Genomic DNA, 11669 nt, shown 5'->3' with positions numbered 1-11669 from the left:
AGTCATTCTCCACCTTCCGTATTCATGCAGCCGATCTGTATCGCTCCCATTGGGTAAATGGCAACCACCGGCTTTCTCCCTGCATATTTTTCTTCCAGACGTTTCTGTATGTCTTCCCACTCCCTGTTTAGGTCCGGCGTCTCATCTCTGTAAAACTGCCTGATGTCGATAGCATTAACACCATCGGAATAAATCAGGGTTTCTTTTCCTTTCAGCTCCGGAGGAGGCACATTATCATCATGCGGGGAAAACAGGCTCATCCCGGGGCCAAACAGCGCGTGGAATCCCGCTCCTTCGCTTGCTGCCGTCACTGCAACCAGGGTTCCGCCAGGCTTTACGCACATTTCCTTGTAGTGTCCCAGGACAGCAAAACAAGTGCCGATCTGGGAGTACTCCGTATCCTTGGGATAGGCAGAGAGAACCAGAATATCCGCATCCCGGACCAATTCCGTCTGCAGACATTCCATTGCCCGTCTGCATGCAGCCCGGTGTGCCTTTATGAAATGGCCTGCAAAAACATCTGCGACCCCCATCTTATCGTTGAGCACCACATTCACAATAAAGTCCAGCCCAACTTTACCGACGATCCGCTCCATATTGGTGCGCATCGCATTGTCAGGATTGCATGTGCTGGTCTTAAATGACATGTTTTTGCTCGAGTCTTCATAGACAAGCAAATGGTTGCTTTTCAGTGTCTCAATACCGCCGATTCCCGGGATGACCGCCTTAGCGCCCCCTGAAAACCCTGCCAGAGTATGAGGCACAATGCACCCAACGGCAATTCGCAGCTCTGCATCCACATAGTTTTTATTAATCTTGATCACCTGATCGTCGTCCGGAATGGTTACCAGGTCTGTTGAGAACGGGGAGTGGTTCAGCACCTGGACGTGATCCAGTACCCATTTTCCCACCTTGATTTCCATTTCCTGTTTTGTCATAGGGCGGTGGCCGCCGAGCGCGATCAAGACCTTAATATTTCTGCCGTCCATCCCTGCATTCAGAAGCTTCCTGATCACGAGCGGAAGTAAGTAGGCGCCCGGGGTGGGGCGTGAAATATCATCAATAATGATACATGCACTCCTCTTCCCCGCAGCCAGAGTCTCCAGCCGCTCTGTCCCCACCGGATTGTCTATTGCCGCAAGAACTTCCCCGCTTGTCAGGGAGGGAAGCTCCTGCATCCCCTGATAGTGCACCTCCCACTCATCGGGAAAAGTTAGTTTTCTATATGACTGTTCATACCATTGCCCCCACGGGATCTTAAATTCCTGCATAATCTGTCCCTCCAAGATTTTATTGCCCTCCTAAGGGAGGACCCTGTCGATTCCGCATAGGGGTCAGACCTCTTTGCAAATGGGTCTGCCCCCATATCAGCTTATCCTTTTACTGCCCCCGAGGTAACCCCCTGTATGATATATTTCTGGAAGAATGTAAAAATCACAACCGGCGGGATAATCCCAATCAGAGACGCAGCAGCCATGATATGCCAGCGGATTGTTGTATCGCTGAGCAGGCTGTATACCACCAGCGTCAAAGGATATTTATTTGCATCTGACAGCAGGAACAGTGGTACAACAAATTCATTATAACTATTGATGAACACAAAAATTGCCCCCACCGCGATGCCCGGACCGCTGATTGGAAAAATCACGCGGACCAGCAGCTGTATATAGCTGCAGCCGTCCAGCGCCGCCGCCTCTTCCAGCTCTGCCGGAAGGGTTGAAAAATATCCGTGAAGAATGGTTACGACCAGTGCCAGGTTAATGCCTGTAAGCACAAGAACCAGTGCCCCCCGGGAATTCAGAATGCCAAGCGACTGGAACATCCTGTATAATGTAGGCAGGATAACAATACCCGCCATCATCTGCGTTAGAAGTAAGATAAAAAGCATACCCTGGCGCAACTTGAAGCGGTATCTGGAAAGCACATAAGCTGCCGGAATGGAGATCAGCGTCGTGAGAACCGTTGCACAGCACGCATAGAAAAAGCTGTTCAGCACGTTGCCGGCGATTAGTCCAAAGGCCGAGGTAAAGTTGGACAGCTCAAAATAATGAGGCACCAGCTGCGCCTCCAGAAGGTGGGAATATGGAGTCAGCGACACGATCAGCGCTTCATAGATTGGGATCGCCGCAAACATACAGAATAAAATACAAAGGATAATCCGGACAATTTTTCCGGCAATTGATTTATTATTTCTCATGCCGCATCCTCCTTTTCCATCAGTCTCCAGTAAAATACCGTAATAATTACCAGTACCAATATCGCGATCAGTGACCATGCAGATGCTGTGCCAAGGTTTTTCATACTGAACATCTCCTGATAGATGTGCATCGAAATGGTCTTGGTCGCATTGACCGGCCCGCCGCCTGTCATACCGAAAATAATATCAAATACAAGGAATGTCCAGACTGTCAGTACAATCAGAGTACTTCCTGTAATTGCCTTCAGATTAGGCATGGTAATATAACAGAATCTCTGCACTGGACCGGCGCCGTCAATACATGCCGCTTCATACTGTTCGGCCGGGATCGTCGTAAGTGCCGAATAATAATTCATAAACGCAAACGGCATAGCACGCCAAATTCTGGCCAGGATGACGGATGTGAGAGCCAGATCCAGGCCTAGGAAACTGATCGGCTCCTCAATCAGGCCTAAGTTCTTAAGCAATACATTGATGATACCGAAGTCAGAATTATATACAAAACGCCAGCAAGAGGCAACAATAATCAAAGGAATAGCGTAGGGCAGCAGATTGAATGCCACGACTACTTTCTTTCCCGCAAAAGACCGGCTGCAGATCAATGCCACGGCAAGGCCCAGGATCATCGCGGGAATTACAGAACCAAACGTCCAGATCAACGTAGTTACAACAGTTTTCGGAATCTCGCCTTTAATAATAGAAAAATTTCCAAAGCCTACAAACTGGCCTGCTGAAGCGCCGCTAAATCCCATAAAGGCGCTGGTACAGACCTTAAACAACGGGTATCCGTAAATAAAAACCAACAGGACAATTAGCGGAAGCAGCGAACAGATGACTCTTTTTCTCTGGCTCTTTTTCAAACAGGGCGCCCCCTTTCTCAAAACGAATATTGCTGCAATCCAGGCCGGATGAACCACCGGCCTGGATAATAGACTTATGTTTGATACCTTAACCCTTACCTTTCAGCAACTCCCAGGTTGATACGTTTGAGATCTTCCCCCGTACCTTTTAATAGATCCCTGGTCTGATGCGTTAACTGCAGCGCTACAGGTTATTGGTTTCGTGAAGTAACGCCTTCCGCAGCCTCAGCCGCCGCTTTGAGTGCATCTTCCGCACTGAGCTGGCCCAGAATGAGCTGCTGCCATACTTCTTCTAATGCAGTGTAGTACGCCGCCGGCGTCGCACTGTCCTTTCCAATCATACCGTACAGCTTATAATCCTGTGCTTCGTCATAAAATACCTTCCAGAAATCATACTGGAATGAAGGGTTATCAAATTCCGACTCATACAGGGGAGCAGAACCGTATGCCAAGTGGTGTTCGATAATTACTTCCGGCGACATCAGATATTCAATCAGTTTTGCAGAAGCTTCTGCTGTCTCGTCACGCGTAGCGATCCAGCCATTGGTGCCTGCCCATGCAATTTCCTTGCCATTTGGAGCAAGCGGAATCTTAGCAATCCCAATCTTACTTTCATCCAGGTTTTCGCCGAATGCAGCCGTATATGCCGCAACGCCCCACGGACCGTCAATCAGCATTCCCACTCCGCCGTCTCTTAACAGCGGGCGTAATTCTCCCCGTCCGTATTCAGTAGGGGAATCCTGTACATAAGGAACGAGCTGCTCTACAAATTTAACTGCTTCAAGACCCTCATCCGTATCAAACAGCGGCATGCTCTTATCATCCAGGATCGGTGCATCGGTCGCCTGATTTATGAACATTCCAACAAATTCTTCCAGCACTTCAGAGCCGGTAATGGCAGGAACGCCGATACCGGGTACGCCGGCCTTTTCTTTGATGGCTTTTGCAGCTGCCAGAAGCTCATCCCACGTTGCAGGCGGAGCCTCCGGATCCAGGCCTGCGGCCTCAAACACCTCTTTATTATAGTAAAGTACCGCTGTATCTACGCTGCTTGGAACATAATATGTACCGTCAAGTCCGCTGGTATTTACCAGATTCCAGACGCTGTCGGGTATCTGGCTGAAGAAGTCTTCGCTCAGATAGTCATCCAGCTTTACCAGATGTTCATGCGCAGAGGAATCATTCATCTTATTGTCCCACCAGAAGATGACGTCAGGCTGGGTTCCCGCCTCAAAAGAGGTCGGATACTTCTGGATCCAGCCAGCCCATGATTCATACATGATTTCCACATCAATATCCGGGTTGTCTTTTTCAAACTGTTCAATCGCCGGCTCCATAAAGGCTTCCACTTTTTCCTGGTCACCGGGCCTTAGAACTGTAATCTTTGTTTTTCCGCCTTTGCCGTCAGTGGTTTCTGTTTCATCCGAAGCTTCCTTTGACGTATCTGCGCTGTCTGCAGCGGTATCCTTAGATGAACCGCAGCCCCACAGTGTCGTACTAAATACAAGGGTACACAATAAGATCAAACTAATTATTTTCTTTTTCATAACTTTAACCATTCCTTCCCGCTGAATTGCAGGCTTGTCAGAGCCTGCAGCCAGCAAAATCTCATCCACCTTTTTAAAGTTTCTCCGCTTGAAAGCACCAGATCCTATTCCGGGAGGCTAGGCAAGATACCCGTATTCCTTCAGAACCGCCTTAAGGGTCTCCATAACATCGGCCGGAAGCTCTGAAATAACCGGTTTGCGGCAGTATCCAGCATCTACGCCGCGGAGTTTAAGGCCTTCTTTAATAATCTGAAGCCAAGGCGTCGGCATGCCGTCTGCAGTCGGTTTCGTAAATAACGGAAGATAGGGGCGGATCTTTTCGAAGTGGGCAGTCATCGCTTCTTCCATCTTCCTCTCTTTTGCAAGGTTGAATACTTCTGTATTCTCCTTCGGGAAAAGGTTCCCTGTACCGCATACCCATCCGTCTGCCCAGCAGCTCACGCTTTCAACAGGGCATACATCGTAACCATAGAAGATCGCAAAATGATCGTCTGTAAGATATCTAAGATCCTGTTGTCTGTACACATCCGCCTGACGCTCCTTCACCGCGTCGATAAAGCCTTCGTTGTACAGCTTAGCCATAAATTCATCACTCATCAGGCAGGTTGAATAGTAGGGGTTGTGATATACCATAATCGGGATATCAATAGCTTTACGGATTGTCTCATAATGCTTTAACAGTTCGTTCTCATTCGGAGCCATGTACCACGGTGTTACTGCCATAACGCCGTCTGCACCCGCTGCCTCGGCTGCCTGTGACATTTTAACCACGTCTTTTGTCCGATATGCGCCGGTTGAGCATACGACTTTAATCCTTCCGTCTGCGGCTTTCACCGCCGCATCATTCACTGCAATCTGCTCGTCAGGAGTCATCGCAACCATCTCGCCGGTACTGCCGGAGGGAATAATACCAGTAACACCATTGTCAGCCAGAAAATCCGTGCATTCTTTGATTCCTGCAAAGTTGATGGATTCATCTTCATGAAAAGGTGTCACCATTGGGATGTAGATGCCGTTCAGTTTTTCTTTTGCCATTGTTCTCGTTCTCCTTTACTCTTCAAAATATAATTGATTAGATTTAAAATAGTCATTCCAATATGTAAAATATGGTCTTATTCTGTTTAGAATGATTTTCTTGACTCTCATTCTTGTTGAATTAATCCGCTTTTCGGAATGGCTATTCCGTAATTTCAATATACAACGATTTTTATGGTCTGTCAACTACATTTTTCCACTTTTTATATTTTAAATTTTTCATTATATTTTCAGATATTTTTGATTATATTCTGTAATCATAGTTTTTGTTTTAATTTAACTCATTTAACCCAATTAATATCACTAAATTAATGTTGCTCGCTCACATATCTATAACATGTCCTCTCTGGCATTTTATTTTTTCGGAATATATATTCCAATTAATTCCCCCATTTTCTTTCAACATATTGACATACATTTTTTAAAATGGTATAAATGTAGTATATAGTCGCTATACACTCTGATGAAATAAATATTCCAATAATAACTTGCCGGATGGAACACTTGATATCCCTTTAGCAAGATATCATAGTATATAGTAAGGAGGTACGCATCATGGAAAAACAAAACGTAGAAACCATCAAGATGGTGGACCGTGCCTTAGAGGTACTGGACATCCTCCGCAAGGAACGCTCTCCGCTTGGCGTAAATGAGATTGCAAAAAGCTGTGAGCTTAATCCGTCAACTGCTTTCCGCATTTTAAAGACTTTAGAAGTGAATGGCTGGGTTTACCAGTGTAACGATGGGCGTTACATAACCGGCCAGAAGATCAGTTTTGTCATCGAGAAAAATAACCTCTATCTGGCCTTAAAGGAAGTAGCGGAGCTGACTATGATCCGCTGCACAGAAGAACACGGCCAGCCCATGAATCTGATCGTACGCGAAGGGCACCGCTGCTACGTACTGCAGCAGTCCCGCACTAAGAGCCTTGTAAACTATGTACCGGCATTGTACTCCGAGCTTCCCTTTTACGCTTGTGCGGGAGGCAAGGTTCTAATGTCCGAGCTGCCGATCAGCCTGGTAGAAAAGCTGGTCGATTCCTGCGATATGGAACCGCTCACCCCTTATACCATCATTGATCCGGACGAATTCTGGCTGGAAGTCCGAAAGACCGCAAAAAGAGGATATGCCTTTGACCACAGAGAGTCCTCTGATAACGGCAGCTGCATATCCGTTCCGGTCCGGGACAGCGAAGGAAATATCATAGCCGCACTGTCATTCAGCGGATTTGTCGGTATAAAAGACACCGACGAATTGCTGCCCTATCTGCCGGTACTCAAAGAAGCATCCGAAGAAATTACCCGTAACCTATTCCAATGCTGGGGCAGGTAAGCCCGCAGCGTATCGTACGATTTCTAACTGCGGAAAAGCCGCACCTTATGGTATCTTCCATAAGATGCGGCTTTTCCGCGTTTAGATATGACAGGCCGGACGGCCTGTTTTTGATAGCAAACCAGGCCGTCCTGAACTGTTACAGTTTTTAGAATCCGCATTATTTTACCCCGGAGTCCTCCATCCGGTCTATTTTCCGGGACGTTCCTGCTCCTGCTGCTCCTGTTCCTGCTCTTTCTCGTCCTGCGCTTCCACGATTTTGAGGAAGTCCCGTTCCGCCTTCTTTTTCCGCGGGACGAATCTTCCTACCACCCGTCCTCTGCCTCTATTTTTCACATAGAAGTAACCGATGACAGAGAACACTACTGCCCCGATAAAATTTACCATCAGGTCTTTCATGGTGTCGATCAGGCCAATATCCAGATAGCCCCCCAGGCCGAGATCCTTCCCCTGAACCACTACGCTGGTTATGTTTCCAATCTCAGCAACATTATTACCGCCTGCCGGATCCAGCATAACCGATCGGATGGTATGGATAATGGTATCCTTCTGCATATCAAATCCCAGAATATGGTCCATGCCGAATTCAAAGAATTCCCAGATAACCCCGATAGTCATAGAAAAGCAAAAAGCCACAATGGCTGTGAACAGCGGCGACAGTTTGAACACCATTCTTTCACTGCGGTTGAGGAGATCCACCAACGAAAATCCAATTGCAGCCGCAAGGAATCCGTTGAGCGTGTGCAGGACGGTATCCCAAAACGGAAATACGATATAGAACTCCCGTATCTCCCCCAGAATTTCGGCGGCAAATATGAAAACAAGAATAATAATCTCGAGAGTTGTCGGCAGTTCTATCTTCATTGTCACCTGAACCAGACTAGGGATAACCAGAAGCAGCAGCGTGAGGATACATAGAAACACATTCTCATAATTTTGATTAAATATCTGCAGGATCATAACTATGATCACAAGCAGACGCAGCACAAAATATACCATAAAAGAACTTTTGTGCTCCCTCAGTTCCATACTTAACGCCTTCCACATATTGCGGAAACGGTGCTTTTCCTTCTTATCGCTATCCTTCATCTTACCTTCATCCCTTCAGAATCCATGTCTGCTTCTCATCATTGACCGCTAGACAGCCGGTCTATACATTCACTCATTATAAAAAGAAACCGGCATAATTGCAAGTGATATCTTTGGGAAGCGCTATTTGCTGATTAGACGGACGCCAAGGGGAGTATAATCAGCAGGCCTTCCAGACTTTTCGGGCGGGGTAAAACGCCTTAAAGCCTGGAAACCTGCTTACTGATCTACATAGGCGCAGCCTTAATTCCGACCTGCCTATTCAATGCGTACGACCCTACTCCCTCAGCCGATCCACCAGTGCTTCCTTCTGAAACCCTCGAATCATAACCGCGGAGACAATCATAGGAATAATTGCCGTAAACACTGCATACCCCAGGAACAGCCATCCCGGAAACCGGAAGCTCATATAGTCGATCCCAAAGTATTCAAATATCTTAACCATACCATACCCTGCCGCCGTTCCAAAGACCAGAGTGATGACCAGGTTTCCGGCCGTCAGCATCAGCCCTTCCATCTGTATCATACGGGACAGTTGTTTTGTCGTCATTCCAACGGACTGCATCATCGCAAATTCATGTTTTCTCGTAAGAATATTAGTAATTAATGTGTTAATCATATTCAGGATGCTGAATGCCACAATGAAAAGACTTAACCCCAGCATGACCGAAAACAGGATACTAAAGGATTTTTCACTCTCTTCCAGCATTTCTCTGAGCGTACCCATTGTCAGCATCGGATTTTCATCCATTACCGCATTCAGCTGTTTTTCAATCTGGGCTTCTTTTTCACGGTCAACCTTCACAACGATCTCACTGTTAAGATTCAGGCCGTTTGCCATCTGGTTTAATGTCTCCTCCGGCAGGATAAAGTTCCCATAATTATTACTGTACTTTATATAGTCATCCGTATCCAGGATTCCTGCGACTGTAAATTCTTTTTCTAACTCATTTGCGCCGTCATACCAGGACAGTTTTACCTTGTCACCAACTTCATACTTCCAGCCAAAAATTTCTTTATTAGAATCATTATACTGTACAAGCAGCTGATCTTCCTGTACCATGCTGTCATAGTTAATATCGCCTTCTTCCAGCATGGTTTTCAGTTTTTCCACCTCATTTTCAGCAAAGGATACCATACTCTCCTCGTCCATTTCATCATGGGATTCCCAGCGCGTGTGTAATTCCTGGAATGTCTGAACCTTTTCCACCCCATCAATAGACTCAAGCTGCCTGATCAGCTCCTCATTTATCGGATTATTCTCCTGAATGGATGTCTGTCCGTGTTCTGCTGTTTCCGATACATTGTAGGAAAGATCAATGACAAATTCCCCCAAACGGTACGGGCCCTGGCTGGCATACCCTTCCAGGCTGGTACATGTAATGAAGCACGCTGCCAGCATAAACAAAACGCCGCCGATTCCGAGTGATGCCATTGTCATAGCTGTTTTTTTCTTGTTTCTCGTGCGGTTCATGGAGGCCAGATTCATAGGCGTAAGATTCCGGTACATTTTTTTACTTCTGTCGCTGTGCGCGCCATCCTGACGTCTTCCCTCCGCATGCCGATTCTTTTTGCCTTTTTTCGGTTTTTCCGTCTCAACACCGGAAAATTTACTTGCTTCCACAGGCGCGATCGAGGAGGCAATGAACGCCGGTTTGCGGATAGACAGAAGCACCGTTATGATGTCAGCCACAATGACGGCTGCCCCGACCAGCAGTGTGTTCCTCCAGCTCCATCCTCCCGGTTTCAGGAGGTAACTGATTACGCCTCCAATCACAAGTCCTACGGGGATACCGATTCCACATAGTATCAGCCCCTCGGTGCGGACCATTCTGCGGATCTGGCGCTTTGTCATTCCAATGGTTCTAAGCTGTCCGAACTGCCGGATGCGGCCTACCACTGAGAGATAAAATACGCTGTAGATTACCAATACGCTGACAAACAGGATCCCAATGGCTACGCCGATTATCAACATATTCTGCTGGGCTTGCCGGTCGCCGCCGGATAAGGTATCCAGGTAGAAATTATTTTCATTGACATTTTTTCTCGCAATACCATAATCTGACGCCATGGTGCGTATGGTATCTAAAAATTTTTGCTGCTTCATTTCTCTTGCATCATGAATGCGCACGATACCGTCGTATGCCACATCTTTCAGCTGTGATCCCTGTTCCGCATATTTCTGGGAAAGGATGAGACTATATATTTTTGGCGGACTATCCAAATGGAAGATTCCGGACAGAACGAATTCTTCGGTTGTTCCGTCTAAGAAGGTAAAGGACACCTTTTCGCCCGGTTCCCCCTGAAGCCCCAGTGCCTTGCAGTGTACATCTGACAGCATCACTTCGTTTATCTCTAACGGCTCTTTTCCTTTGACCGGAGTCACTGTATCAATCTCAACCCCGTCTGCCTTCAGCGGTTCACTATCATATGCCACGGGCTGGATCATTTTGCCGTCCACTTCCATGCCCTGGCCGCTTTTCATCCCCAGAACGTACTCTGTCCGTTTATCTTGTGAAAGTTCCTCCAGCTGCTGTCTGTCCAGCTTGTAATAAATAACATGCTGCATTTTTTCAACCTGGCGCGCCCTTTCCGTGTCCATACCCGCGTAAAACAAGGCCATGACCATGAGCAGGCTGACGGAAAGGATGATCGTAACTACAATAAAAAAGTTACGCATTTTGCTACTTTTTATGCTGCTGGCAGCCAGACTTCTTACCGTTCTGCCATTATTATTTACAGCAATTTTCCCTGATGACTTCCGGCTCATGCATTCCACCTGCTTTCCCTGATCTTTCCGTCTTCGATGCGGATGGTTCTGTCGGCAAGCTGTGCAATCTCCTCATTGTGAGTGATCATGACAACTGTCTGGTGGAACTGTCTGCTCGTCATTTTAATCAGCCCCAGCACATCCTGACTGGTTTTGGAATCCAGATTCCCGGTGGGTTCATCTGCTAGAATGATTGCCGGTTTTGAGGCCAGTGCCCTGGCAATTGCCACTCTCTGCTGCTGGCCTCCGGAAAGATTGTTCGGCATTTCCATCAGCTTTTGCTCCAGGCCCAGAAGCGAAATGATTTTTTTCAGATAGGTCTCATCCGGTTTCTCTCCATCCAGAGAGACCGGCAGCACGATATTTTCGTACACATTCAGTATGGGGATCAGATTGTAGTTCTGGAACACGAATCCGATCCTCCTGCGGCGGAATATTGTCAGGCGGTCGTCATCCATTCCCGACAGGTCTTTGTCCGCTATAATAACTTTTCCCGATGAGGGAACGTCCAGGCCTCCCATCATATTCAGAAGGGTTGACTTGCCGCTGCCAGATGTCCCTACAACCGCCACAAATTCGCCGTCTTCTATTTCCAGGGATACGCCGTCCAGCGCACGTACAACATTGGGTTCTTTCCCATAATATTTCTTCAGATTTTCCGTTTTCAGTATACTCATTTTAAACACTCCTTTGAACACCGTTTTTTGGTCTGTAATAAGAATATCAAAGAAATGTTTCAAAAACCTCTCAAAAAACATAAGAATTTTGTAGGTTTTCCGTTATTATTCACGGGGCCATACACCACGCTGCACGGCATCCGGGCCAATCAAGTGATAGGA

9 protein-coding genes are annotated in these 11669 nt (G+C 47.0%); 1 reads left to right on the top strand and 8 read right to left on the bottom strand.

Going from position 1 to position 11669, the window contains the following annotated elements; genetic code table 11:
* Positions 1-2 precede the first annotated feature (2 nt).
* The 5 genes from MWG26_RS01465 to MWG26_RS01445 all read right to left on the bottom strand — a co-directional run bounded on the left by MWG26_RS01465 (position 3) and on the right by MWG26_RS01445 (position 5639).
* Positions 3-1271: a lactate racemase domain-containing protein gene (locus MWG26_RS01465; RefSeq protein WP_147324108.1), complete on the bottom strand. Its 1269-nt coding sequence runs from the start codon at positions 1269-1271 to the stop codon at positions 3-5.
* 101 nt (positions 1272-1372) lie between these two features.
* Positions 1373-2197, bottom strand: a complete 825-nt coding sequence (locus MWG26_RS01460) for a carbohydrate ABC transporter permease (RefSeq protein WP_025654366.1) — start codon at positions 2195-2197, stop codon at positions 1373-1375.
* Positions 2194-3057, bottom strand: a complete 864-nt coding sequence (locus MWG26_RS01455; protein ID WP_025654365.1) for a carbohydrate ABC transporter permease — start codon at positions 3055-3057, stop codon at positions 2194-2196. Before MWG26_RS01455 ends, MWG26_RS01460 begins: the two co-directional genes overlap by 4 nt.
* A 191-nt stretch (positions 3058-3248) precedes the next feature.
* Positions 3249-4604: an ABC transporter substrate-binding protein gene (locus MWG26_RS01450; RefSeq protein ID WP_181969603.1), complete on the bottom strand. Its 1356-nt coding sequence runs from the start codon at positions 4602-4604 to the stop codon at positions 3249-3251.
* 117 nt (positions 4605-4721) lie between these two features.
* On the bottom strand, positions 4722-5639 hold the full coding sequence (locus MWG26_RS01445) for a dihydrodipicolinate synthase family protein (protein ID WP_025654362.1): 918 nt from the start codon (positions 5637-5639) through the stop codon (positions 4722-4724).
* A 555-nt stretch (positions 5640-6194) separates the two neighbouring features.
* On the opposite strand from MWG26_RS01445, the gene MWG26_RS01440 reads away from it, so the two are divergent.
* Positions 6195-6971, top strand: coding sequence for an IclR family transcriptional regulator (locus tag MWG26_RS01440; RefSeq protein ID WP_025654361.1), 777 nt, complete (start codon positions 6195-6197; stop codon positions 6969-6971).
* 189 nt (positions 6972-7160) lie between these two features.
* On the opposite strand, the gene MWG26_RS01435 is transcribed toward MWG26_RS01440, so the two are convergent.
* The 3 genes from MWG26_RS01435 to MWG26_RS01425 all read right to left on the bottom strand — a co-directional run bounded on the left by MWG26_RS01435 (position 7161) and on the right by MWG26_RS01425 (position 11507).
* Positions 7161-8060 (bottom strand): DUF2238 domain-containing protein, encoded by a 900-nt coding sequence (locus tag MWG26_RS01435; protein ID WP_025654360.1) that lies wholly within the window; start codon positions 8058-8060, stop codon positions 7161-7163.
* A gap of 277 nt (positions 8061-8337) precedes the next feature.
* Positions 8338-10830: an ABC transporter permease gene (locus MWG26_RS01430; RefSeq protein WP_117441191.1), complete on the bottom strand. Its 2493-nt coding sequence runs from the start codon at positions 10828-10830 to the stop codon at positions 8338-8340.
* Positions 10827-11507, bottom strand: coding sequence for an ABC transporter ATP-binding protein (locus tag MWG26_RS01425; RefSeq protein ID WP_117441190.1), 681 nt, complete (start codon positions 11505-11507; stop codon positions 10827-10829). Before MWG26_RS01425 ends, MWG26_RS01430 begins: the two co-directional genes overlap by 4 nt.
* Positions 11508-11669: the final 162 nt, after the last annotated feature.

It is taken from the genome of Faecalicatena contorta (assembly GCF_022835095.1).
Taxonomy (GTDB): Bacteria; Bacillota; Clostridia; order Lachnospirales; family Lachnospiraceae; genus Faecalicatena; species Faecalicatena contorta.
The sequence above is the reverse complement of the archived record's forward strand: the minus strand, read 5'-3'. Positions and strand labels throughout refer to the sequence as shown.